The organism is Paenibacillus sp. sgz302191, assembly GCF_057749925.1.
In genome coordinates, this window is the sequence record NZ_JBYLHY010000004.1 from 121,550 (window position 1) to 145,686 (window position 24,137).

20 protein-coding genes and 1 riboswitch are annotated in these 24,137 nt (G+C 51.4%); of the genes, 15 read left to right on the plus strand and 5 right to left on the minus strand.

The features are described 5' to 3' along the window. The first annotated feature begins 107 nt into the window (after positions 1 to 107). The 4 genes from AC3G2T_RS07260 to AC3G2T_RS07275 are packed head-to-tail and all read left to right on the plus strand — an operon-like array spanning position 108 to position 4,072. Entirely contained in the window at positions 108 to 1,199 is a 1,092-nt protein-coding gene (locus AC3G2T_RS07260; protein WP_488435025.1) for an iron-siderophore ABC transporter substrate-binding protein, read from the plus strand. Beyond that, positions 1,192 to 2,232, plus strand: a complete 1,041-nt coding sequence (locus AC3G2T_RS07265; RefSeq protein WP_488435026.1) for a FecCD family ABC transporter permease — start codon at positions 1,192 to 1,194, stop codon at positions 2,230 to 2,232. Before AC3G2T_RS07260 ends, AC3G2T_RS07265 begins: the two co-directional genes overlap by 8 nt. After that, positions 2,229 to 3,260, plus strand: coding sequence for a FecCD family ABC transporter permease (locus AC3G2T_RS07270; protein WP_488435027.1), 1,032 nt, complete (start codon positions 2,229 to 2,231; stop codon positions 3,258 to 3,260). Before AC3G2T_RS07265 ends, AC3G2T_RS07270 begins: the two co-directional genes overlap by 4 nt. Continuing rightward, a complete protein-coding gene (locus tag AC3G2T_RS07275; protein ID WP_488435028.1) occupies positions 3,260 to 4,072 on the plus strand; it encodes an ABC transporter ATP-binding protein in 813 nt (270 codons plus the stop codon). The genes AC3G2T_RS07270 and AC3G2T_RS07275 overlap by 1 nt, the downstream gene beginning before the upstream one ends. Positions 4,073 to 4,327: 255 nt before the next feature. Here the strand turns inward: AC3G2T_RS07275 and AC3G2T_RS07280 are convergent, their stop codons facing one another. After that, positions 4,328 to 4,690, minus strand: a complete 363-nt coding sequence (locus AC3G2T_RS07280) for a winged helix-turn-helix transcriptional regulator (RefSeq protein ID WP_488435029.1) — start codon at positions 4,688 to 4,690, stop codon at positions 4,328 to 4,330. Positions 4,691 to 4,828: 138 nt separating this feature from the next. On the opposite strand from AC3G2T_RS07280, the gene AC3G2T_RS07285 reads away from it, so the two are divergent. Together AC3G2T_RS07285 and AC3G2T_RS07290 are read left to right on the plus strand one after the other, a co-directional pair. Continuing rightward, positions 4,829 to 5,701 (plus strand): alpha/beta fold hydrolase, encoded by an 873-nt coding sequence (locus AC3G2T_RS07285; protein ID WP_488435030.1) that lies wholly within the window; start codon positions 4,829 to 4,831, stop codon positions 5,699 to 5,701. Between the two features lie 17 nt (positions 5,702 to 5,718). Next, the gene (locus AC3G2T_RS07290; RefSeq protein WP_474682509.1) at positions 5,719 to 6,228 is read left to right on the plus strand and encodes a dihydrofolate reductase family protein; all 510 of its coding nucleotides are present in this window, start codon (positions 5,719 to 5,721) and stop codon (positions 6,226 to 6,228) included. Positions 6,229 to 6,257: 29 nt separating this feature from the next. Here the strand turns inward: AC3G2T_RS07290 and AC3G2T_RS07295 are convergent, their stop codons facing one another. Continuing rightward, the gene (locus AC3G2T_RS07295; RefSeq protein WP_488435159.1) at positions 6,258 to 7,478 is read right to left on the minus strand and encodes a hypothetical protein; all 1,221 of its coding nucleotides are present in this window, start codon (positions 7,476 to 7,478) and stop codon (positions 6,258 to 6,260) included. Between the two features lie 389 nt (positions 7,479 to 7,867). Here AC3G2T_RS07295 and AC3G2T_RS07300 point away from each other — a divergent pair, with 389 nt between their 5' ends. Together AC3G2T_RS07300 and AC3G2T_RS07305 are read left to right on the plus strand one after the other, a co-directional pair. Beyond that, entirely contained in the window at positions 7,868 to 8,335 is a 468-nt protein-coding gene (locus tag AC3G2T_RS07300; RefSeq protein WP_488435031.1) for a MarR family winged helix-turn-helix transcriptional regulator, read from the plus strand. 1 nt (position 8,336) lies between these two features. After that, positions 8,337 to 8,873: an MOSC domain-containing protein gene (locus AC3G2T_RS07305; RefSeq protein ID WP_488435032.1), complete on the plus strand. Its 537-nt coding sequence runs from the start codon at positions 8,337 to 8,339 to the stop codon at positions 8,871 to 8,873. Between the two features lie 97 nt (positions 8,874 to 8,970). Here the strand turns inward: AC3G2T_RS07305 and AC3G2T_RS07310 are convergent, their stop codons facing one another. Then, complete coding sequence (locus AC3G2T_RS07310) at positions 8,971 to 9,915, minus strand: DMT family transporter (RefSeq protein ID WP_474682506.1); 945 nt, start codon at positions 9,913 to 9,915, stop codon at positions 8,971 to 8,973. Between the two features lie 184 nt (positions 9,916 to 10,099). Beyond that, positions 10,100 to 10,254: riboswitch (FMN riboswitch) on the minus strand. A 190-nt stretch (positions 10,255 to 10,444) separates the two neighbouring features. Further along, on the minus strand, positions 10,445 to 11,392 hold the full coding sequence (locus AC3G2T_RS07315; RefSeq protein ID WP_488435033.1) for a YbhB/YbcL family Raf kinase inhibitor-like protein: 948 nt from the start codon (positions 11,390 to 11,392) through the stop codon (positions 10,445 to 10,447). A gap of 169 nt (positions 11,393 to 11,561) precedes the next feature. Between AC3G2T_RS07315 and AC3G2T_RS07320 the strand changes: the two genes are divergently transcribed. From AC3G2T_RS07320 to AC3G2T_RS07350, 7 genes are all read left to right on the plus strand, one after another. Then, complete coding sequence (locus AC3G2T_RS07320) at positions 11,562 to 12,356, plus strand: PaaX family transcriptional regulator C-terminal domain-containing protein (protein ID WP_488435034.1); 795 nt, start codon at positions 11,562 to 11,564, stop codon at positions 12,354 to 12,356. Positions 12,357 to 12,549: 193 nt separating this feature from the next. Continuing rightward, entirely contained in the window at positions 12,550 to 13,713 is a 1,164-nt protein-coding gene (locus AC3G2T_RS07325) for an iron-containing alcohol dehydrogenase (protein WP_488435035.1), read from the plus strand. 296 nt (positions 13,714 to 14,009) lie between these two features. Next, positions 14,010 to 16,304 carry a helix-turn-helix domain-containing protein gene (locus AC3G2T_RS07330; protein ID WP_488435036.1) on the plus strand — a complete coding sequence of 765 codons (2,295 nt, stop codon included), beginning with the start codon at positions 14,010 to 14,012 and terminating at the stop codon, positions 16,302 to 16,304. Positions 16,305 to 17,033: 729 nt separating this feature from the next. After that, positions 17,034 to 18,677 (plus strand): ABC transporter substrate-binding protein, encoded by a 1,644-nt coding sequence (locus AC3G2T_RS07335; protein ID WP_488435037.1) that lies wholly within the window; start codon positions 17,034 to 17,036, stop codon positions 18,675 to 18,677. A 136-nt stretch (positions 18,678 to 18,813) separates the two neighbouring features. Then, positions 18,814 to 19,671, plus strand: coding sequence for an ABC transporter permease (locus AC3G2T_RS07340; RefSeq protein ID WP_474682559.1), 858 nt, complete (start codon positions 18,814 to 18,816; stop codon positions 19,669 to 19,671). 25 nt (positions 19,672 to 19,696) lie between these two features. Further along, a complete protein-coding gene (locus tag AC3G2T_RS07345) occupies positions 19,697 to 20,590 on the plus strand; it encodes a carbohydrate ABC transporter permease (protein ID WP_474682501.1) in 894 nt (297 codons plus the stop codon). Between the two features lie 690 nt (positions 20,591 to 21,280). Next, entirely contained in the window at positions 21,281 to 21,652 is a 372-nt protein-coding gene (locus AC3G2T_RS07350; protein WP_474682500.1) for a VOC family protein, read from the plus strand. Positions 21,653 to 21,659: 7 nt separating this feature from the next. On the opposite strand, the gene AC3G2T_RS07355 is transcribed toward AC3G2T_RS07350, so the two are convergent. Beyond that, positions 21,660 to 23,972, minus strand: a complete 2,313-nt coding sequence (locus AC3G2T_RS07355) for a helicase C-terminal domain-containing protein (RefSeq protein ID WP_488435038.1) — start codon at positions 23,970 to 23,972, stop codon at positions 21,660 to 21,662. Between the last annotated feature and the right edge of the window lie 165 nt (positions 23,973 to 24,137).

Here is a 24,137-nt window from a genome sequence, read left to right on the forward strand (position 1 = left end):
TTTCACCGGGAAGCTGAAGGGCGTCGAAGACGTGCCGGAAGACAATCCCGAGAACATCATCGGGCAAGATCTCGACTTTACAGATCATGCTAAGGAAGGGTATGTAAATGATTGCAAAACGAAAACTCTCATTAAGAACATTCATAATTTCGGCTGTGCTTATGATCCCCCTAGTTGGTTGTTCAAGCCAGCAATCAAGCTCAACACCTGCTCCGACTGTGAATGCTTCGGCAAGTACCGAAACGCCTAAAACAGAAACGCCCGCTCCCCAAGATGCAAATTCTAAATATCCGATCGTGATCAAGCATGCTTTTGGCGAAACTGTAATTGCAAGCAAGCCTAAACGAGTTGTTACAATTCAATGGGCTAATCATGATGTTGTTCTCGCTCTCAGAGTCGTACCTGTAGGCTTCTCGGCGGCGAATTTCGGCGTTCAGGACGGCAGCGGACTTTTGCCTTGGACAGCTAAAAAGCTCAAGGAACTCGGCGTAAAGGACCCGAATGTTTTCCAGGATACGGACGGCCTTGATTTTGAGGCTATTTCAAATGCAAACCCGGATGTCATTCTTGCAGCTTACTCCGGTATCACTAAGGAAGACTACGGTATTCTTAGTAAAATCGCTCCGGTTGTGGCATATCCGACCGCTCCTTGGTCAACCACGTGGCGTGAGCAAGTCATTTTGAACGCAACCGGTATGGGCATGAAAGCGGAAGGCGAACAACTTATTAAGGACACCGAGAACATGGTTAAAGCAAAGCTAAGCGAATATCCTCAGATTAAAGGCAAGAAAGTCGTTTGGGTCAACTTCTCGGCTAAAGATATGTCTCAACTGCATATTTATACACCTGTAGACTCTCGCGTCTCTTTCCTGCATGAGCTGGGAATGGTTTATCCTGAAAGGGTTACGAAACAGATTACGGACCCTACCAGCTACTCCTTGAAATTAAGCGCTGAGAATGCCGAGGCCCTTTATGATGCAGATTTATTAATTGGATATGGCAATGCCGAATTGTATCAAGCCGTTAAAGCCGATTCCCTGCTAGGCAAAATTCCTGCGATCAAGAGAGGATCTGTCGTGTTTGTTGATAGCGATACGCCTTTAGTAGCTGCCGGAACCCCGAATCCGCTTTCGATAGCTTATACCATTGATGAGTACCTGAAATTAATCGGAGGAGCTATTAATAAGATCAATGAATAGTTCTTCGGTTTCAAAAAACAAACAGCTAAGCTCGCATATGCCGAAAAACTTTACGAAAGTTCTGGTAATTTGTATTGTCTTGCTCGGCGTGTGCGTGATTGCGTCTCTCGTCTTAGGCTCTCGGCTGGTGAGGTTTCATGAACTGATAGACGGTATATTTCACCATGACATAGACTCTTACGGGGCAAACGTGGTTCGCAAAAGGTTTTCCCGAACCGTGTTCGGTTTATTTTGCGGTGCGGCACTCGGAGTTTCCGGAGCGCTTATGCAATCGGTCACTCGCAACCCGATTGCAGACCCGAGTATACTGGGAGTTAACACAGGCGCATCCTTGTTTGTGGTTTGCGGGATTGCGTTTTTGAACATAAGCACCGCAAATCATTACATATGGCTGGCTTTAGCCGGGGCTGCGATTACTGCAGTTTTTGTATTCGGAATCGGTTCTATGGGGCGTGGCGGCGCTACGCCCATTAAGCTTGTTTTGGCGGGAGCCGCTACAAGCGCCGCCCTCTCTTCTCTGGTCACCGCCATCATGATTCCACGCTCTTATGTCATGGATCAATTCAGGTTTTGGCAAGTGGGAAGCGTCGGCTCGGCAACCTGGAGCGCTATTGCCACTTTCGTCCCGTTTCTGATCGTCGGCATACTGATCGCTATTAGTGCTGCCCCGGCATTAAATGCACTGGCACTGGGAGACGATGTTGCGACCGGAATGGGCGTTCGAACAGGAGTGCTGAGGCTGGTCTCGGCTCTTGCAGGTGTTATTTTGTGCGGCGCGGCTACTGCGCTGGCAGGGCCTATTGGTTTTGTCGGGCTTTTATCCACTCACGTCATGCGCCTTATTCTCGGCCCCGACTTGCGTTTTGTTATACCCATGTCAGCGATTTCGGGAGCAATCATTTTGACGATATCAGATGTAAGCGGCAGGCTTATCGGCAGCCCCGGCGAGCTTGAAGTCGGCGTAGTTACAGCGTTTATAGGAGCTCCGTTACTAATATTTCTAGCTATGAGATCGAAAGTGCGTTCATTATGAATAATGAATCTGTAAAATTGATTATGTCGGGCAGACGTCAGAGACGCCGCCGATGGATACTTGTCACCGGCTGCCTTGCAGTACTTGCATGCATTCTTTGCTGCGCCATGCTTTTGCTGGGGAGCGCCATTTATCCGGTTAAAGATGTCATCCGGGCGCTTTCGGGAGAGCAAATTAAAGGTGTGTCTTTTGCGGTTAATACCATACGTCTGCCGAGAATGCTGGCAGGTCTTTTCGCCGGATTTGCTTTCGGTCTTGCCGGATACACCTTCCAGACCATGCTGCGTAACCCCCTTGCGAACCCGAATGTCATCGGTATTACCTCCGGTTCGAGCGCGGCGGCTGTTTTTTGTATAACCATACTTCATACAAGCAGAGCCGTTGTTTCCGTTGCTTCAGTAGTCGCTGGTCTTACTACAGGGATAATCATGTATATATTATCCAGGGGAAAGTCATTTTCGATCGGGCGATTAATCCTTATCGGAATAGGCATACAGGCCATGCTGGACGCGGTAATATCCTATCTTCTGCTGGTTGGCGCACAACAAGATATTCCCGCAGCGCTCAGATGGCTCGGCGGCAGCCTCAACGGCTCTCAAATGAACGAGCTTCCGCCTCTTGTTATAACGGTTTTAATCTTTGCGCCTATCGTTATCGTGCTGGGCAAACATCTAAGTCTATTGGAGCTTGGAGAACAATCGGCTTCTTCTCTCGGGGTGGACACGGACAAGACAAGAATTGCGCTAATTTTGAGTTCCGTCTGCATGATTGCTCTTGCTACCGCTACCACGGGTCCAATAGCCTTTGTCTCCTTCCTTTCGGGACCGATTGCAAAAAGACTAGTCGGAGTTGGCTTCTCAAACGTAATTCCGGCGGGTCTTGTTGGCGTTAATTTGGTTTTGGCGGCAGATCTAATCGGACAATTTGCTTTCGAGGTCAGATTCCCTGTGGGTATCATAACCGGATTGCTCGGAGCGCCGTATCTGATCTTCCTGCTAATCCGAATGAATCGAAAGGGAGAATTATAATGAAACCGACACATCTTTTTCAAGCCGAACAACTAGTAGCCGGCTATGATCAAAAAACGGTTATCCAAGGCGTAGACCTTGTTATCCCTAGTAATAAAATCAGCGTTATTATTGGAGCAAACGGCTGCGGAAAGTCTACGCTGCTTAAAACACTGGCAAGGCTTATAAAGCCTATATCCGGAAAAATCGCTATTGACGGAAGGCCAATCGGCAAAATACCGCCCAAACAGTTGGCCCGAGTTATAGGACTGCTGCCGCAATCCCCCATTGTTCCGGAAGGAATTTCCGTGGCGGATTTGGTTGGACGAGGAAGGTTTCCACACCAGTCCTTGCTCAGCGGATGGACAAAAAAGGATTATGAGGCAGTTGCCGAAGCTATGAGAATTATGGATATAACGGAGTTTGCAAATCATAATATCGACGAGCTTTCGGGCGGTCAAAGACAGCGTGTCTGGATTGCAATGGCTCTAGCACAACAAACCGACATTTTATTTCTCGATGAACCGACGACCTTTTTAGATATCACCTATCAAGTCGAAATTCTTGACCTGCTCACAGACCTTAACCGCAAACACGGAACTACGATTATGATGGTGCTTCATGATATTAACTTGTCCGCGCGTTATGCGGACCATATTTTCGCGCTTTACAAAGGAAAGCTTGTTGCCGAGGGCGAGCCATCGAAGGTTATTACAAGCACATTGGTCAAAGACATTTTCGGGCTTGATTGCACGGTGATCAAGGACCCCATTTCGGGCTCTCCTTTGGTGGTGCCAAAAGGCCGGCATCATGTCAATAACCTTAGCCGCTGACACCGCCCAGGAAGAAGCCGCAGACGCTTGAGGAGCCAGCGTCACAGACACACGTAGATAAAGCCCGTTTGGGCTTGCCTGCACAGTGATTTTCCCCAAGGTTGACCAATCCCAATCCCCCTCGGGGGCAACTTTTCGCTTTAGCATCGCCGCATCAACACTCACAGTCCAGCGAGTTGTCTATAGCGGCAAGTTTTAAGGCCATCCTTGTTGGGATGGCCCTTTCTTTGTACAAAATATAACTTCTTTATCCAATCACATCACTTCTTCTCTTTCTTGCCCCATCTCGTTCGTCTCTTTCCGTAGATATCCACCATATTCCTGGGTCCACGTCCACATGGCGGCAAAAATAGGCTGCAGAGCCTGCCCGGACTCGGTAAGTTCGTATTCGACATGCAGCGGTATGCCAGGGTAAAGAGTGCGAGTAACGATTCCTTTCTCTTCTAACAACCTCAAGCGGTCTGTCAAAGTTTTCGGACTAATGGGATGCAGCTTGCGGCGTAATTCCCCGAAACGTCGGGTCCCGTTAAACAGTTCGAACAAGAGAAGAAGCATCCATTTGCCATCCAAGATCTCCAAGATAGGTTCAACGATACCAGGACAGGACCGATCCATCATCACTATCACTCCATAGTTCATTTTTTGAAACTATTGCACTTTAATGTAACTACTTTTCAAATGTACCACAGTTCATTTACTATGTAAATCAAGGGGAAGAGAAAATTACTAAAGAGTCGCAGAGAGGAGGAACCATCTTTGGATAGACCGTTTGAATTAGATCTGATGGAGTATCCGTTCACTGATCGCTGGCTGCCTTACCGTGACGGTTACATCCATTACCTCGATGAAGGGAAGGGCCCGACGGTTCTTCTCCTACATGGGAACCCTACGTGGTCATATCTTTATCGGAACGTTATCAAAGAGCTTCGAGAAGAATTCCGTCTTATCGTTCCGGATTACCCCGGATTCGGTATGTCGAAGGCACCCAGCGGCTACCGCTTTACGCCACAAGAGCAATCGGAAGCCGTTCACGAACTGATTCGCCGTTTGAATCTAAAGGATTTTATATTAGTAGTTCAGGATTGGGGAGGTCCGATCGGCTTGAACTACGCAGTACGGCATCGAGACAATTTGCGCGGCATCGTCATCATGAATACGTGGGCCTGGCCTGCGGAAATTTTGCCGATGAAATTGTTCTCGCTCGCCATGGGGGGCTGGCCAATCGGGTATTGGCTTCAGGCTAGGCTCAATTTTTTCGCCAAAGTCATTGTTCCTCACGGGATATATCATGCCGAAAAAGTCACGGATAGCTTGCGCAAAGCTTATACCGACCCGTTCCCGACCCCGAAATCCAGAATACCGACATGGATATTTCCCAGGCAGATCCGCAGGGCGCGAACATGGCTCGCCGACATTGAATCGAAATTGCCGAATTTGTCCGATTTGCCTGCGCAAATTTTGTGGGGAACGAAAGACAGTGCCGGCTTCCCGCTCGAACAGATGGCCAAATGGCAAACATATTTGCCAATGAACGAAACCGAAATCCTTGAAGATGCCTCACACTATGTGCAAGAGGATCGTCCGGATCGGGTAGCAGCATCAATCCGAAACATACGGAATAGAACATGAGGAGGAATATTATTATTATGAAAACTATTTTATGGGCAACTTTAACCGCTAACGGCAATTATGCGCAATCCGGCCCCGAGAACCCACCGAGAAAAGAAGCGTTGGACGACTTCGCGACACAGGCCAAAGCTGCAGGAAATTTCATTGTCGGGCGTCGTACTTTCGAAGCTATGCGCGGAAATGGCGGCGGGGGTCCCTTTGCCGAAATCGATATCGTCGTCGTTTCGCAGAACGCCTCAGAAATCCCGGGCGTAACGGTTGTAAGCTCGCCGCAGGCAGCCTTGGACTACCTGCAGCAAATCGGTCATCAGACCGCTCTCATTAGCGGCGGTGCGGATCTCCACAACTCGTTTCTAGGTCAAGGGCTTGTAGACGAAGTGATTTTCAATGTTGCGCCTGTATTGGAAGGTAAAGGGTTAAATCTTTTAATCGACAAAGATAACTACCAATATAGGCATGTGCAATTGCTAGACTGTAAACTCCTCGGCGGTGGAGTCGTTCAATTACGCTATTCAATTGATCGGTAAATGGCTTAAACCTTCATTAAACAAACCCATCAGTAATCACGCGCTGCATCGAACCAGTGTTGAGCCATCTCTTCTGGTATAAGCTGGCCGATCAGGTGGTCAGACCGGCTTAGTTGCCATACCGCTTCACCAAGGTCTTCACGTTCGGTAGTTTCGATGCCTTTGAGGGTATTGAAGCGTACGGTGAAGGCGGTAATGGCTGCCTCGGCATCGGCAAAGCTGCGGGCCTGGGCCAAGGCTGCCTGTGCAACGTCGTAAGCTTCGTTAGCCAGCTTGGCCAGACGTTTAGGCCAGGACGAGAACGGACGGCCAAACTCGGTCGTCCACCACTCAGGCTTTCGCAATTGGCTCACTGAAGCATGACCGGTCCACGAGCGGGTATTAGCGCGTGCTTTCATTTGCTGCTTTAGGCGCTTGCCCGCGGTCTCTTCCACGTTGTAGGCGATAAAGCCTTCAAGCAGCGGCCACGCGCTCAAGGGCGGCAAGTCACCCAGATCGGGCATAAAGCGCAGCTCCAGATACGTTAACCGGGCATGATGGGCCAGCAAGTCCAAGTCGCAGAAGTTCCCCCACAAACTCAGGGAGCTAAGGTTTGGGAATCGGTTCAGACACTCCAGCGAGATAGGCTGTCCCAGCGGCGCGTTCCGGAGCGTCAGGCTCGTGACCTGGTGCAATTCACCCATGTCGGGCAGCAAGAAGGGGGCATCACTCTTGCGTCGGCCGGTGCTCGGCGCCAGTGTCAGAGAATATGGCAAATCGCCAGTTGCCGAGAAGCGTGATAGATCGCCGGCCACACTCAGGCGGAAATATTCAAAGACCTGCCGCTTCGGAAGCTTCAGGTGCAAACGGCTACCGGACTGGTCCAGTTCGATATACAAGCCATGCAAAATGGACTGGCCGGCGTCCGCCACCGTGTCTGCAGACAGGATCGGAACCCATGCCATTTCTTCAATGGGGCGTTTCTGCGCCCAGTCAAAAAAGCCCGCGTCGCTGCCCGTGTAGCGCAGAAATCGCGGCCAGGGCGAGCCGGCCGGCGTGGCAAAGGCATTGAATACGGTCCAATCGACTTGCGCATCAGGCGGGACGTGAAGGTCTGCCTTTTTGCCCAATTGCGACGGTCCAATGGAGAGGCTGCCCACACCGGGCTCAATGACAAGCGTGTGACTGCGAGGACCCGTCAGGTCGATAGGATAACGGCCATCTCCTCTAATAGTACCAACAGGAGGACAAGCCTGATTATTATTTGGCATTTCTATCATCCTTTCTTCATAGTCGTCTTGAAAGCTTGCCAAACACAAAAACACCGCTTCGTTCGGTAAAGTGAGTGGGTCGAAGTCACACGCTACCACACAGAAGAGGTATCATCCATATGTTAGAACATCAATTTGACCTGAATCAACTGCCAAATGAACTAAAGTTCGCGCTCACGGGTCTCTTTTTTTAAACAACAATAAAAACGTGATGATTCCCTACCTTGTGAAGGGATCAGCACGTTTTTTTGTACCTATGAGGTTCGGTTCGTCTCCAGGCTTCTCTGAATCCGCAAATGCAGCGCCGTTTAGTTGCTCAGTCAACAAAAATTTTGTTGATCGCGCAACTAAATTGATTTATATTGTTTTTAGCGAATGGAGGATGGACGATGGCAAGGTTATCGGAAAAAGAGTTGACTGCTTGGCGGTTGTTTATTAAAGCACATGCCAAAATCATAGAATGCATTGAGCGGGATTTGGCAGCACAGAAGAAAGTCCCGCTAACCACGTACGACGTTTTGATCGCTTTGTTTGAGGCACCCGATCGCAAGCTTCGCTTTTCAGAATTAAATCGGAAGGTGGTCTTGAGTAAAAGCGGCTTAACAAGGATGATCGACCGGCTGGAGCGCGAAGGATTGATTCAAAGAGAAAAAAGCGAAGAGGACCGACGGGGAGCATATGCTGTTCTCACGGATGAAGGGGAAAGACAGCTGCGGAAAGCTTGGCCTATATATGCAAGGGGGATCAAGCAGTATTTTGCGGACTCTTTATCCGATGAGGAAGTGGAGTTTCTGATACGTTCTTTTGGCTTGATCTATAAAGAGCTGCAATCTTCGCAGGAAAAGGAGGGAGATTAAAATGGGGGAAAGTGGTGCTGCAGTTGAAAGAGTAATGGTGGCTGAAGACCCGGCAACATTCGTTACTCGCCCCGTTTCATATATTCAGATTGAATTAGGAGGGATTCCGGGAGATCGTCATTATGGCTTGTTGCGTCCTGCGGATTCCAGGCAAAAAATTTATCCTCGTGGTGTACTGATTGCGAACAGACGTCAAATCAGCATCGTTTCGAAAGAGGAATGTGAACGCATCGCCAATCGGTTGGATCTCCCTGAGATAAAGCCGGAATGGCTGGGGGCCAACATTATCATTAGCGGATTTGAGAAGCTTACAGAACTGCAGCAAGGGGCTAGGTTGATTTTTCCGGATGGTACGGGATTGATTTGTGAAGGGGAAAACCTGCCCTGCATTGGACCCGGAAGGGTGATTGAACAAATGTATAATCAAAGCGGACTTAGTCAGAAATTTGTGCCTGCCGCTAAAAAGTTGAGAGGTATCGTTTGTTCCGTGGAAAGGGAAGGCCGGATTTCGGAAGGCGATACGATTGTATTTCTTTAACACGCTGAGCTCGACACAGCAAAAAGCCGCAGCTGCGAAGCGCGTTTTCTCACGCTTCATTAGGCCACGGCTTTTTATTACCGGCAGGCAGTGCCGCCTACCGCTGTTTCGATAATTGAATGAGCACGATCCAGATTAGCACGAACCCGGCGATCTGCGCGGCGGTCACAGGCTGGTGGAACACCACCCAGTTGATCAGCAGGCCGACTGCGGGGAAAAACAGCTCCGCAAGCGTAGCGTAGGAAGCTTTGGTTCCGGCTAAGCCGCGGTAATATAGAAGCAGGCTGAGCAGGCCCGGGAGGAACGCTTGCAGCAGCAAGTTCCCCAGCACCGGCCCCCAGTCGCCCGCCTCGGCGAGCGGCTGGAGCCTGCTGCCATCCAGCGAAGTGATGGCGGCGAGCAGTGGCAGCGCGCACGCGAAGCGCAGCGCGGTGACGGTCTCGAACTGCATTTTGCCCAGCAGCAGTCGGCCCATCACCGTCGAGCCGCCCCATAAGGCGGCGGCGCCAATCGACAGCAGGCCGGCCGTTGCGGCCACGCCGGACAGGCTGGCAAGCGGGCTGGCCAAGCCGAAGGTCAGCAAATACGTGCCGGCCAGCGCCATGACCAGCAGCAGCGCAAACCGCGCCGGCAGCGACTCTTTCAAAATCATTCGCGCCATCAGAATGGCGAACAGCGGCTGCAGCTTTTGCAGCAGCAGCACTGCATTCGGATTGCCGTGGGCGAATGCCGAAGTAAACATAATGGTGGCGATCGCCGACCCGCCCCATGAAATGAACAGCAAGGCCAGCACATGGCTCGCCTTGAGGCCACGCAGTTCGCTGCGATGCAGCCATAAGACCGGCACAGCATAAAGCATAAGCAGCAAATGCTCGAAGAGCACAATCTGCGAGGAAGTAAAGTATTTCAGCAGCAGAATGCGGAACAGCGGGTCAATCCCCCACAGCGCCGCTCCCACAGCCACCAGCCATATGCCGCTGCGCGTGCTGCTGCCCGCATGTTCCAGCGTCACGGGCCGTCCAATCGTGATTCCTTTTTCCATCGTTCAAAACCTCCTGTGAAATATGCGAAGGAAAGTCAGGTCTGCCCTCGCAAGCTGAGAATTGGGTTTTGAATAGGACGCTTCGAAAGAAGAACACCCCGTTATCAAAAATCGATAACGGGGCATCTTAAAGAGGCTGGGACCTGATCATTTTTTTGCAAAAATGAACGGCGCCCTGCCTGCTTATAACCTTCTCCCATCCGGACTGTACCGTCGGCCTTGGAATTTCACCAAGTCAGTCGCTTGCTGCACTTGAAGCAATAAGCGAGTCGCGGGCTCAGGTTCAAACGGTGAACCTTTACCGCCGGTCGGGAATTTCACCCTGCCCCGAAGGTCCGTATTCTATTAGGTGGATTATACAACATAATGACTTAATCCGACAAGGGTCATCGGAAAAAAAGCTCCTCTGGAAGCGAGGCAGTCCGAACTGCCGTCGCCGCAAATGTCCGGATTTCCACGATTTCGCCGGCATGCTCCAAGTCCAGTATATCGTCCGGAATGCGGATTGAACACGGTGCGGAGCGGTCAGTTACTGTTTGAAAAAGCCGTCTACTTCCGCATAGCCCGTCATATGTTCCTTAAGGACCGGCTCCAGCTCTTCGAAAAAGACCGGCTGCTTGCCCACCTCAAGGTTGTCCGTATCCAGCGCATAAACAACCAGTCTGTACAAATGGTCTCCTGAATACCGCGGAGGCTCCATGCCATAGTAGCTGTTAAGCTCTTTCCCTTCTTTCAGAGAGCCCGCCGCCCCTTCTTCCAGTTTTTGCACGGACGCCGGAATATTGAGCACGCTCCAGTGAATGAAATTGTCCGCAATCGGATGCAGATCATACACCACAACGGCAAAAGATTTCGTACCTTCCGGCACATGGCTCCAGCTTACCGGCAAGCTTATATTTTGCCCGCCCGCTACGCCTCCATGGGCATATTTGACCGGAATGTTCCCGTACTCCTGAAAAGCGTCCGTCTGCGCCTGCAGCCCTCCCGCTCCGCGCTGAGCGGACACAGAAAGCGTACGGCTGCCGGATTCCCAATGCAGCGATACGTTTAGCGCCAAAGGAAGAATCCGCTCCGATACCATCATCGCGCCGTCCATGATGACCGCTTCGTGATCAAGCTCATAGCTCACTCCGTTTACGACCGCTTTCTTCTCCCCCAGCTTTATCGCGACGTCGGTGGAGCCGCCGGTAACATGAGCGGTTTGACCCGCTTCGTCCCATGCAACGCTCCGGCCGTCGGCTTCGAATACGGCTCGCAATGGCACTAGAATTTCCGTATTGATCATCGCCCCCTGCACCGGAAGCGCCTTGTCTTCCAGTTTAATGGAAACCGGTGTATTCCACTGCAAGTAACTGCTGACATTGCTCATAACGTCTTTCTTGACCGCCGTTTCGGCATTTGCTTGAACAGGTGCAGCACACGCTGCCACCATAGTCCCGATCAGGATCATCCGTCTTGCTTGAAATGTCTTTCTCATTTTCCCCACTCCCATTCATCATTTTTTTGCGCCTATTCCGCTCCTTTTTGCGGTACAATAGCAAGGAACAGATAAAACGACGACGTTTTATAACTATTTTCATAACGTTCGTGTGAATTTATGTTATAAAAAATTATGGCCTGTGTCAATAAGGGACGTGAGGTTAATTTTGCTATCCATCGAAAAACAGCTGCTCTACTTAATGTCGCGCGCGGATCGTCTGGAGGCGCAGGAATTCGTTCGCATTTATGAAAATCGCGGCTATTCGGCTCCCTACATCCGCAACAGCCTATCCCGGCTCAAAAAAGAAGGCTACGCCGTCACTCCGTCCCGCTCCAGTTATCAAATTACGGACACGGGGCGATCCATGGTCCAATTTATCAATCAAAAACCGCAGCTGTACCGAAAAAAATGGGATCAATGCTGGCACCTGGTCATGCTGGAAATCCCGGAAACGGAACGCAAAAAGCGGGATCAGTTCCGCTCCGACATTTTGCAAACCGGCTTCGGACTGCTGTATAACAGCGTCTATATTTCCCCATGGCCGTATAAAAGCGAAGTTGAACAGCTTATACAAAAATATGGCCTGAACGGGCAGGTCACCTTATTCCAGGGCTCTATGCAATACCGGACTCTTACCCCTGAAGACGCTATATCGATATGGCAGCTGGAGCCGGTGGCCGAGAAATACCGGGAGAAGCTTCAATGGTTCTCATCGCAATTTGAACCGGTTATGCAGCAAGCATTGGACAAACGTTCGGAGCCTCTGGAGGTATTTATTTGCTATTTGCATATGGGCGAAGTCATCAGCGAATTGTATTTGGCCGACCCGATGCTGCCTGCTGAGCTTTTGCCTGAAGATTGGCAAGGTTACGCGATCCTTCAGTCTTTTCAAACTCATTTGGACAAACTTGCAAAAGCCGTATCGGCCGGCTCGGTGTACGCCCAATTCGTCAGGAGTTGAGGGTGGCGGGTGCCGCCGCGGGCTGCGGGATCTGTCGGGTTTGCCAGGTCAGGTCTGCCAACTCCCCCCCTGCTCAGCCAAGATCGTCAAACTCGCAGTTTCACCCCTCCCGCCGGCCTGCCGCATTTTGTTTTTTGCCGCAAGTTGGCTACAATGAAAGAGGTAGCTGAATTTAACAAAGGAGGATGTTCTCATGAACAACTTTGTCTTTCATAATCCTACGACACTATATTTCGGACGCAACCAGTTGGAGCAACTGACGAAAGAGGTGCCAAAATACGGAAAAAACGTACTTCTCGTCTATGGCGGCGGAAGCATTAAGCAGAACGGCCTTTATGACCGCGTGATCAAGCTGCTTGCCGAGGTTGGAGCTGCAGTCACCGAATTAAGCGGCGTAGAGCCGAATCCGCGGCTGACAACGGTACATAAAGGCGTGGAACTGTGCCGCAGCCACCAGATCGATTTGATTCTCGCCGTCGGCGGAGGCAGTGTCATCGATTGCGCCAAAGGAATCGCCGTCGGGGCGAAATACGAAGGCGATTTCTGGGATATCGTCACCCGCAAAGCCGCCGCGACGGGCGCGCTGCCGCTCGGCACCGTACTGACGATTGCCGCGACAGGCTCCGAGATGAACTCAGGTTCGGTCATCACCAACTGGGAGACGAAAGAGAAGCTCGGCTGGGGAAGCCCTTATTCGTTCCCGCAGTTCTCCATTCTCGATCCGGTACATACGCAATCCCTCCCGGCGAATCAAACCGTCTACGGCATGGTCGATATCATGTCGCACGTATTCGAGCAGTATTTCCATCATGATGCCAATACTCCCGTCCAGGACGGATTTTGCGAGGCCATTTTGCGCACCGTCATTGAGACGGCGCCAAGGCTGTTGAAGGATCTGAACAGCTACGAAGACCGGTCGACGATTCTTTACTCCGGGACTATGGCGCTGAACGGAGTTTTGAGCATGGGCGTTCGCGGCGACTGGGCGACTCACAATCTGGAGCACGCCGTGTCCGCCGTGCACGATATCCCTCACGGGGGAGGGCTCGCGATTTTGTTCCCGAACTGGATGACCTATACGCTTGACGCCAACGTGGCGAAGTACAAACAGTTCGCGGAGCGCGTCTTTGGCGTAGATGCCGCCGGCAAAACCGACCGGCAAATAGCCGAAGAGGGCATCGCGGCGCTGCGGCAGTTCTTTAACTCAATCGGCGCGCCAAGCCGTCTGGCCGATTACGATATCGACGACTCGACGATCGAGCTCATGGCCGACAAAGCCATGGTGTACGGAGAGTTCGGCTATTTCAAGAAGTTGAACCGCGACGATGTGCTGAACATCTACCGCATGTCGCTGTAAAACGCAAAGGGCTATCCCATAAGCGGCTTTGGCTGCCGGCGGGATAGTCCCTTTTTTTTAAAGACCCATGTTCTGCAAATCGGCAGCCTCCGGCATACATCTTCAATATCGTAATATAGTAGGATTAAATGATAGTTACCGTCCTTTACATATTTCCATTTTTTATTATAATTCAAAACAAAGGATACGCAGACTTGCGGGAAGCCAGTGATTTCGCCAGTATTCGTTCACCTCGTATTGTAACCGCTTACTTCAGGCGCTTTGTTGCGAGACCTATTTCGGGAAGGGGGCTATTCATGAAAAAAACCAGGGTCAACCTGCTGGCCAAAATGCTGATTTCCTATATATTGGTGCTGCTGTTTCCCGTCATCGTTATTTTGGTCTACTATTACCCTTATTCGACGGAAGTTGTGAAGCAAAAGGAAATGGACTGGAACGCCCATATCACCGAGCAGGTCATGAATTCGATGGATATTTTCACCCGTTATGTGTACAACCTTCCGTCCGAACTGGTGAACAATAAGGAAATCAAGCTGTACCTGGCCGGGGACGACGATTATCAAAGAATTGTCATTGCGAATGAAATGCGGAAATACAATGCGACGGATGCGTTCATCGACAACACCTTTTTGTATGTCAAAAACATCGGTTTTCTGTTTGCCAAAACAGGCAGCGCCTACACCATCCACGACTTCGAAAATCCCGGCGTCGGATATTACTACGAAAACTGGCCGCATCAAGCCATGTTCGAGGAACTGAACAATTTGACTGCACCGGCGATCCGTCCGGCGGAAAACGTCATCGTACCCGGCAATAACCGGATGCGCATGCTGACGTTCTTATCGCCTCTGCCGTTAGGCGGTCTCAATTCCCCCGGTACGGTGCTCATCATGGTGAGAGAGGAAACGATTATCCGGCTGATGAAGTCGGTTTCCGAATCGTACAATGGCGATTTTTTCATTTTTGACCAAAAAGGAACCCGGCTGGTCGCTTCCAACGAGACCTCCTACACCGATTCGAGCGAATTCCGGAACCTGGTGTCCGGCTTGAGCGAAAACCGTTCAGGATCGGGTATTTACCGGATCGACGGCAAATCTTTTATCGTCTCGCACGAAGTGTCGGATAAAAACGGCTGGAATTACGTCACTTTGGTGGCCGTGTCCGAAACGCTGCAGGATATCCGAACGATTCAGCGCAATACTGTCATTCTTTTTATATTGATTTTATTGCTCGAAGTGATCGTCATCTATGTGTCCATCCGCAAAAACTATCATCCGATCAAAGGTTTGGTTCATTTCGCCAAAAACTTGTTTACGCCGAGAGAGCCGCGGACCATGAACGAATTCGATACGATCCGGTATGCGCTGGATCAGCTTTCCTCCGCCAACAGCAGGCTGGACGAGAGGGTGAAAAGCACGCTGCCGGTTATGCGCGACAATTTGTTGTTCGAGCTGATTTGCGACCGTTACCCGTCATGGGAGGCGTTTCAAAAGGAGGCCGATCCGTACGGAGTCGTATTCGACTACGCTCATATTGCGGCTGCAGTCCTGTCCTGCGAAACGAGCGAAGGCGGTATCGAAGCGGCGGCGGAGTATTGCCGGACGGAGGAGAACAAGCTGCCTGAAGGGCTTCAGGGGTATTTTTTCAAAAGCATTTACAATCAGGAGATCGTCTTTGTCTGTTCCCACGACCCGTGCTTTCGTTTGAAGACATATCTGAGCGGCTTTCAACAGCAGCTGCTTGAGGGAACCGGCATCCGCACGCTGATCGGAATCGGAACGCCGGGGCAGTCCCCGGGCGGGGCTCACCTGTCTTATTTGCAGGCTATCCGCGCCGCCGAGCATCTTCGGGTCCGGAACCAGTACTCGGTTCTTGTTTTTGACGAAATCGAGGTCCAGCAGACGAGCGCGGTTTCCTATTTTACGGAGCAGCTGCAGTCGCTTGAGCTGTTCATATTAAAAAACGACGTCACCGCAGTCGAATCGGTCATGGAGCGCATCGTCGCCTATATCGGGCAGGACGGGACGCCGCCGCATATGGTCAGGGCCGTTTATTTGAACACAGTCATCGTCTTATTCAACGGATTGCACCGTTTTGGGCAAAGCGACCAGAGCATGCTGCAATTGACCGGCGTCTCCCACCTTCATCGATATACGATCGAGCAGATGATCGGCATTATGCGTGAAAGCTGCCGTAAGCTTTGCGATCTCATCCGCAGCTCGCAGCTTCCGGCCCGTACGGCGTCGCAAACAGACATTCTGACTTTTATAGAAGGAAAAGGCATGTATCCCGATTTTTCGCTGCAGCTTATTGCCGACCATTTCAGCATGTCGATTTCCAATTTCAGCTATCATTTCAAGAAGACGATGGGGCAAAATTTCAAGGAATATATCGACCGGCTGCGCATTCAAAAATCCATCGCCTTGCTGCGGAGTACGGATGAAACGCTGGAGTTGATCGCGCAGCAGGTCGGCTATTCGAATACGTCGAGTTTTATTCGGTCCTTCAAAAAGATGGTCGGCATCACCCCCGGCCAGTACCGGGATTCCATCAAAAATCAGGAACCGGCTGAATTTGCGGCCGACTCCTGAAGGTCCGGCCTCCGTTCCGGTAGCTTTGCCGCCCCGGTACTTCCTGCTTGCATCACCCCTCCTCTCGATTTGTTCATTTCCTCCTCACGGTGAGCCTCCGTTATCACTCTCGTCCTTCCGGTTCAAGCAGCGCTTATCGTCATAAGATCGCTGCTTTGAACACGATATCGCCTGCAAGCAGACTGAAAAGAAAGCGATACTTGTTGAAAAACTCCCACGCCAGAGCCGGCACAGCCGCTTCTCCCTTCTCCCCACCCCATGCCTCTCCTGGACGGGTTGCGCAGCTTAAATGGGGGGGACAAGGCGGCTTGGCAGAAAAAAACCTGCGATAGTGCAGGTTTTCCCTTCGAAATCGGCCTATTTTGGCGAGAAGCCTGCGATTGCACAGGAATTTTTCGATTACAGAGGGTCCGAGCGCACGTCCGCGGTGAAAAGCCTGCACTTTGCAGGTTTTCTCCGCATTTCCAGGTAAATTTGCTTTGTTTCCAGCATGTGTACAAGTTTCTCGTCAGTTTGTTGTAAAGGCGCAGTTTTTGAAAATATGCAGTTTTTGAAATCCGTCTGCAAGGCGCTTCTGCGTCGTTTTCTGGCTGCGATGTTAAGCGTTTTCAAAAAATGGGGATTCATCAAAAACTGATCGTTTACGCCTCCTCGAACGAAAGATTACAGTTAGATGGAATCGGCAAGGATTTGGTACACAACCAATACTTCAATGAGGGGATGATGGCAATGCGCAAAAAATTAGCAGTTGTGCTCTCGCTTTTTATGGTTTCCGCCGTTGTAATGACGGGGTGCAGCGATTCCGGTTCTACTTCCGGGGGCGAAAGCGGGGGAAAAAGCGACTCCGGTTCGGGAAATGCAGGCGGCAGCGGCGCGAAGGTACAATTAACGGCCATAATGGTCAAGCACCCGCTTACCAGACCGCTGGCCGAAATGGAATGGCTGAAAAAGGCGCAAGAAGCGGCAGGCGTTGAAATCAAATGGCAGGAAATTACGGCGGACTGGGGGCAAAAGAAGGGCACCATGCTGGCCAGCGGCGACGTTCCGGACTTATTTGTCGGTCCCAATGTCATTACTGACGCCGATTTTGCGCAATTTCAGGGCTTGTTCCAGGATTTGTCCGATTTGGTGGGCAAAGACGCTCCGAACGTTCAAACGATGTTTAATGAAAAGCCCGAGACCAAAATCATCGCCACGCAGCCTGACGGGAAAATATACGGCTTACCCAGGTACCAGCGCTTTTGGCCCGCTTCCGCTACAAGACAATTTATCAATCAAAAGTGGTTGGACAATCTCGGTCTAAAAATGCCGACGACGTGGGATGAGTTATATAACGTGCTGGTGGCGTTCAAGCAAAAAGACGCGAACGGCAACGGCGATCCGAATGACGAGATTCCTATGGACTGGCCGGGCGGGATCGGCGGATATTTCAATCCTGCGGTCCTCTTGGGCAGCGAGGGCATTACTTTATCCGACGGAAGTCCCCAAGGATATTACGTGGAAGACGGGAAAGTGAAAAACTTCCTGATCGACGAACGTTTCAAAAACCTGGTCGTATTTTTGAACAAATGCTATGCTGCCGGGCTGATCAATCCCGAAGTGTTTACTCACGATTACACGAAATTCCAGTCGATTGCCCGTGGTACCGGGGATACGGCGAAAGTCGGCTTCACGTGGGGCTGGGTCGGATCGGACAGGTTCGGAGACCAGGTGGCTCCGCAGTATACATCGATGCCCCCGCTCAAGATGTCAGCCGATTCGACCTCCAAAATAACCTGGAGCTACGACTACAATTCCCTGAACTTCGGAAGCAACATGATTGTCATGTCGGCGAAAACGAAAAATAAAGACGCGGCGATGAAATTCATCAATCAGCTGTATGACCCTAAAGTCAGCATGCAGGTTTTGTTCGGTTCGTTAGGCCCGAATATTAAAGATAATGGAGATGGAAGCTATAGCGTCCTGCCGCCAACCGATCCGAAAATGGATCCCGGAACATGGAAATGGACGTCGACCATAGCGGATAACGGACCTTTGTACATTCCGGATTCCTTGAAATTGAATCTCGGCAAAGATATGAGCGAAGTGCTCACACAATCCGAATCGCTGAAGAGCGCTTTGAGTGTGAACACCAAGACGGATGTATTCCCGGCCATGTTTATCAAATATTCGACCGCGGACAATAACATCCTCAGCTTGAACAACACGAATCTCATGAATTTGGCCAATCCAAAATTTGCCCAGTGGGTTACGAAAGGCGGCATTGATGCCCAATGGGACGCTTATGTGAAAGAATGCCAAAAAGCCGGATTGCAGCAAAACATTGAAATTATGCAAAAATACTACGACAGCTTCATGAGCAAAAACAAATAAATCGCATCCATCCAAAAGGGAGAATGCCGTGATGAGCGCTCAAATACGCGAAGCCGACAAAATCGCTGCCGGTATCCGCTTAGCCAGAAAACCGACAATTGTAAGCACATTCAAACGCGACCATCAACTGTGGATCATGATTTTTCCGGCAATCGCCGTCATCCTGCTTTTTAATTACGTTCCGATGTACGGCATCCAGCTCGCTTTCCGGGACTACGATTTTTCCAAAGGGCTCACGGGAGGGGAATGGCGCGGACTTTACTATTTCAAGCAATTTATTAACAGCTATTTGTTTGCCGATTTAATGAAAAATACGTTTACCATCAGCTTGGCGTCGATTGTGCTCGGATTTCCCGCCCCGATTATTTTGGCGTTGATCCTGAATCAAATCAGAAGGAAAAAAGCGAAGCAAATTTTGCAAACGACGGTGTATTTGCCTCATTTTATTTCCACCATTGTACTGGTCGGAATGCTGAATGTCCTGCTATCGCCGGAAACCGGCATTGTCGGGTACTTGATGAAATCCGCCGGAATGAGCGATGTAAATTTGCTGGCCTCTACCAAAGCATTCATGCCGGTCTACGTGCTCTCCGATATTTGGCAGCATTGCGGGTGGAACAGCATTATTTATCTAGCTGCGTTGTCTACGATCGACCCCCAGCTGTACGATTCCGCCAAAATAGACGGGGCCGGCAGATGGCAAACGATCCGTTACGTGGATATACCGGCAATTGTGCCTACGATGATTATTTTGTTTATTCTCAGCATGGGGAATATACTCGGCACCGGCTTTGAAAAAATCTTTTTAATGCAAAATTCGTTAAACCTCCCGGTTTCCGAGGTCATCGCCACTTATGTATATAAGATCGGCATTGTGTCCAATCAATTCAGCTACTCGGCGGCAATAGGCTTGTTCAACACAGTCATCAATTTTATATTCCTGATTGCTGTGAACAGCATTTCAAAAAGATTTTCAAATATGAGCCTGTGGTAATCGGATGGCGGAGGAGGGAGCCGACTTGGGTTTATTAAGCAAGCATGGCAATGACATCGCATTCCGTCTTGTTTTGTTCGTGTTATGCGTCTCGATCTTTCTGATCATTGCCTACCCGTTGTACTTTATCGTTATTGCATCCGTTAGCGATTCCACCCTGGTGTCAACCGGCCAAGTCTTGTTTCTGCCGAAGGGCGTCAGCTTTTTCGGATACCAGGAAATTTTTAAAGACTCGAGAATTTGGGTCGGATATCGAAATACCATCGTTTACACATTGCTGGGCACTTTCGTAAATTTGCTGTTCACTTTACCGGCAGCCTACGTGCTCTCAAGGAAGGAATTCGCGGCCAGGCGCGTTTTAATGTTGATCTTCGTCATTACGTTGTTTTTTAACGGAGGCTTAATTCCGACTTACTTGTTGATAAAAGGACTGCACTTGACCAACACGATGTGGGTTTTCATTTTTCCTTTTGCCGTGAACGTGTTCAATCTCATTATTGCGCGAACGTTTTTTGAAACTTCCTTGCCATCGGAATTGTACGAAGCGGCGGCGATGGATGGTTGTTCTCACTTCAAGTTTTTTGCACAGGTGGCTCTGCCTTTGTCCAAAGCGCTTATATCGGTTATCGGCCTGTACTACTTGGTCGCGCACTGGAACGATTTTTTCACGGGTTTGATTTACATAAGAAATAACGAGCTGCAGCCGCTGCAAATCATTTTGAGAGATATCCTTCTGTCGAATCAGGTTTTTGCCAATGGCGCAGGCGTTGGCGGCGACGCGGGAGGCTACGCGCAAAGATATGCCGACCAAATCAAATACGGCGTGATCATCGTTTCAACGCTGCCGATCCTAGTCCTTTATCCTTTCATCCAAAAATACTTTGAAAAAGGCGTATTGATCGGCTCTATAAAAGGGTGAGCGTGCGTGCGGGGGGACCGGAAGGTTGCCCCTCGGGCGGGCGATTCGCGGGCCGGTCGCGGGGCCAGTCGAAGGGCCGTTCGACCGCCGCCATGCGTCGGCGACACAACGCGCGCCCAGGACTCGCGAAGCGGCTTGCCAGCCTGGAAAACCTGCAAATGTGCAGGTTTTTGCCCGTTGAGGCGCCCGCGGTGGAATATTCCTGCAAATGTGCAGGCTTTCCGGCGAATACATAGGCTCAAACCCATTTTGAGCAAAAATTCCTGTACAATCGCAGGCTTTTCCCAAAAATGGGCCACTTCCGCGGAAAAAGCCTGTATTTTCGCAGGCTTTTCGGCTTGCCGAGCCGCTGCGCGGATGGCTGCGACCAAATCGAAGGGCTCTCAGACTGTTCACAGCCAAATTGAGGCTCCCTTCTGAGCACACAGCTCCCTCTCAACAGCCTGACTGCTGCAGTTTTCTGAGCGCACTAGTGGTGAGGCGGCAGTTCTAGCAGACGCGTAATCCGATGGACACTTTGACAACGCTCATACAGCCACGCTTGTACCAGCCGCTCCTTGGCACGAAACGACATTTTGCATTACCGCTACATAAGGAAGGCTTTGTGAGGAAAGCCCATTTGCAAATTTCGCATTGTGCCATATAATGAAATTAAGTTTCATCTAACAAAACAATCAAGGTGGTGCTTCTATGACCTGCGATTTTGTTGGAATCGACCATGTTCAATTAGCCGCGCCGGCAGGCTGCGAGGATGCGGCCCGGGATTTTTATCACGGCGCGCTGGGCATGTGTGAAATTCCCAAGCCCGACAAGCTGAAGGCCAGAGGCGGGGTCTGGTTTCAATGCGGCGCCCACCAGGTGCACATTGGCGTGCAGCAGGATTTCGCCCCCGCGCGAAAAGCGCACCCCGCTTTCGAAGTCCGCGGCCTGGCTGCGCTTCGGACTCGCCTGGAGTCGCGCGGCGTGAAGGTCCAGGACGACGATGCGCTCGAAGGCGCGGAGCGCATTTACATCGACGATCCGTTCGGGAACCGGATCGAGCTTCTGGAGTGGAGGAGATAGCGCGCGGCTATTGCGGCGGCCGAATGACCCGATACTCCCTCCACTCTTCAGGCAGCAGCCGCTGGTAAAGCGGCTGCAAATACCGGTCGTCCACGAGCAGCAGCGTGCCGCGGTCCGTCTCGGAGCGGATGAGCCTCCCGCCGGCCTGGAGCACTTTATTCATGCCGGGGTACACGTAGGCGTATTCGTAGCCGTTTTTGCCTGTCCGGTCCATGTAGTCTTTGATGATGTTCCGCTCCAGTCCAAGCTGCGGCAGGCCGACGCCTACGACGACAACGCCGGTCAGCCGGTCGCCGACCAAATCGACGCCTTCGGAAAAAACGCCGCCCATTACGGCAAACCCGATCAATGTTCCCGGATTTCCCGCCTGAAAAGCTGCGAGAAAACTTTCCCGCTCCTCTTCGCTCATCGACGGCTGCTGCACCATCGTCTTCACCTGCAAGCCGGCTCCATCGCCATCCGCGGCAAACATTTCATACACACTGTTCATGTACTCATAAGAAGGAAAAAACACCAGGTAGTTGCCGGGCCTATCCTCGGCTAACTGCCGCAGCGTACGCGCGATCGGTTCGCGGCTCCGCTCCCGGTCCTGATAGCGCGTGGACTGCGGCTGGATGAGCACGTCAAGCTGCTCCTTGGCGAACGGAGACGGCACCGATACCGAGTAGTCGTCCTCCCCGCCGCCCAGCAAGTCCATGAAGTAGGACAGCGGAGACAGCGTCGCCGAGAAAAACACGTGCGACCGGTACCCCTTGCCCATCTGCCGCAGCAGATGCGACGGGTCCAGGCAGAACAGCCGCACGCTCACCTCGCTTTTGGCGCATTCCGTGTACGCCACATAGCGCTCGTCGTACAGTTTGGCGATGCGGACGAAGTTCTGCGCGCCAAAATAGGTGTCAAGCAGCAGCGCAGGCGCCTGCCCCGGACGCGCGCCCGCCAGCTCCTTTTCCGCCGCCTCGGCAAAAGCTTCCGCCAGCGCAACAAGCGCTTCCGGCAAATGCTCTTCTACGCGGCTGGCCCGCTCGCCGACCCGCTTGCGCACGGCGATCAGGAAATCGTTGACGGCTTTCGCAGCCGCGTACACGGCCGCATTGACGCCTTTGAACTCCCGCTGCACGCCGAGAAAATCCGATTTGTTCAGCGCAGCCGAATACATCTCCCTCGCCCGGTCCACCATGTTGTGCGCCTCATCGATCAGCAGCACGGTCTGCTTTTTCAGCTCCTCGAACATCCGCTTCAAATTCACCCGCGGATCGAACACATAATTATAGTCGCAAATAACCGCATCCGCCGCATAAGCGGCATCCAGCGAAAACTCGAACGGGCATACCCGGTGCTTGCGCGCGTACTGCTCGAACATCTGGCGGCCGACCAAAGTTTCGTTGGCCCATAAATCCAGCACCGCCTCGTTAATCCGGTCGTAATAGCCGTCCGCATACTCGCAATGCTCCTTCGAGCAGCGCACTTCCTCCTGGAAGCAAACCTTCTCCTTCGCCGTAATCGTCACGGCCTGAAGCTCCAGCCCTTTCTCCCGCATAATCGCAAAAGCTTCCTCAGCCGCCGTTCGCGTCAGCGTCTTGGCCGTCAAATAAAAAATGCGCTGCAGCAAGCCTTCCCCGATCGCTTTGACGGAAGGAAAAATCGTCGAGATCGTCTTGCCCGTCCCGGTAGGCGCCTTGGCAAACAACTTATGTCCGTTCGCTATCGTTTGGTACACGGCACCGGCCAACTTGCGCTGCCCTTCGCGGTACGTCTCAAACGGAAACGCGAGCTCCTTGATGCTGCGGTTTCTATTCCGTTCATGCCGCGCCTTCGCCTCCGCGTAAGGATAATACCGCGCCACCACATCGAGAACGAACTGTTCGAGTTCTTCCAGCGCAGCCTCCACGGCGAACTGCCTCTTGGCTTCCGAGCCGATCTGAACATACGTCAACTGCACGCGCATTCGGCTTAACCCGTGCTCCCTGGCGTACATATAGGCATAAAATTTGGCCTGCGCCCAATGCACGGGATACCCCTCCGACTCCATCAGCCCGATATCGCCGGAAGTCGATTTGATCTCGTCCACGGTGACCGTCTCCCCGTCAAAAAGCAGCCCGTCGCAGCGCCCGTCCACGACAAAGACAAGATTTTCAAAAGCAATCTCGGCCGACACGTAGACTTCCCGCCGGTCTTGTTCGCCGTACGTTTGCTGTATGGTTTGGTGCGCCTTCGTACCCTCGGTCAAAGCGGCGCTCGTCCGGAATCCGGAGTCTATGCTCCCGCTGCGAAACGCGTATTCGACCATGGAACGTACGGAAATTTTGACCTTATCCGGCATGTGCGTTTTGCTCCGTTTCAGAAGAACATTTGTTCCTTATTGTAGCATAGCCGGACTCATTTTGCCCATCGCGCTCTGATAGGAAATTTGGAATTTTGTGTATTTACATATTGACAATAAAATCCAGGCGCTCTAAGCTATTTATTAGCCGACTAATTAATAAGG

Excerpts from the sequence above, each read along its gene's own strand:
- AC3G2T_RS07335 (WP_488435037.1), top strand. The coding sequence starts at position 17,034 with ATGCGCAAAAAATTAGCAGTTGTGCTCTCGCTTTTTATGGTTTCCGCC.
- AC3G2T_RS07300 (WP_488435031.1), top strand. The coding sequence starts at position 7,868 with ATGGCAAGGTTATCGGAAAAAGAGTTGACTGCTTGGCGGTTGTTTATT.
- AC3G2T_RS07340 (WP_474682559.1), top strand. The coding sequence starts at position 18,814 with ATGATTTTTCCGGCAATCGCCGTCATCCTGCTTTTTAATTACGTTCCG.
- AC3G2T_RS07270 (WP_488435027.1), top strand. The coding sequence starts at position 2,229 with ATGAATAATGAATCTGTAAAATTGATTATGTCGGGCAGACGTCAGAGA.
- AC3G2T_RS07325 (WP_488435035.1), top strand. The coding sequence starts at position 12,550 with ATGAACAACTTTGTCTTTCATAATCCTACGACACTATATTTCGGACGC.
- AC3G2T_RS07265 (WP_488435026.1), top strand. The coding sequence starts at position 1,192 with ATGAATAGTTCTTCGGTTTCAAAAAACAAACAGCTAAGCTCGCATATG.
- AC3G2T_RS07315 (WP_488435033.1), bottom strand. The coding sequence starts at position 11,392 with ATGAGAAAGACATTTCAAGCAAGACGGATGATCCTGATCGGGACTATG.
- AC3G2T_RS07290 (WP_474682509.1), top strand. The coding sequence starts at position 5,719 with ATGAAAACTATTTTATGGGCAACTTTAACCGCTAACGGCAATTATGCG.
- AC3G2T_RS07350 (WP_474682500.1), top strand. The coding sequence starts at position 21,281 with ATGACCTGCGATTTTGTTGGAATCGACCATGTTCAATTAGCCGCGCCG.
- AC3G2T_RS07295 (WP_488435159.1), bottom strand. The coding sequence starts at position 7,478 with ATGCCAAATAATAATCAGGCTTGTCCTCCTGTTGGTACTATTAGAGGA.
- AC3G2T_RS07310 (WP_474682506.1), bottom strand. The coding sequence starts at position 9,915 with ATGGAAAAAGGAATCACGATTGGACGGCCCGTGACGCTGGAACATGCG.
- AC3G2T_RS07330 (WP_488435036.1), top strand. The coding sequence starts at position 14,010 with ATGAAAAAAACCAGGGTCAACCTGCTGGCCAAAATGCTGATTTCCTAT.
- AC3G2T_RS07275 (WP_488435028.1), top strand. The coding sequence starts at position 3,260 with ATGAAACCGACACATCTTTTTCAAGCCGAACAACTAGTAGCCGGCTAT.
- AC3G2T_RS07260 (WP_488435025.1), top strand. The coding sequence starts at position 108 with ATGATTGCAAAACGAAAACTCTCATTAAGAACATTCATAATTTCGGCT.
- AC3G2T_RS07280 (WP_488435029.1), bottom strand. The coding sequence starts at position 4,690 with ATGATGGATCGGTCCTGTCCTGGTATCGTTGAACCTATCTTGGAGATC.
- AC3G2T_RS07305 (WP_488435032.1), top strand. The coding sequence starts at position 8,337 with ATGGGGGAAAGTGGTGCTGCAGTTGAAAGAGTAATGGTGGCTGAAGAC.
- AC3G2T_RS07355 (WP_488435038.1), bottom strand. The coding sequence starts at position 23,972 with ATGCCGGATAAGGTCAAAATTTCCGTACGTTCCATGGTCGAATACGCG.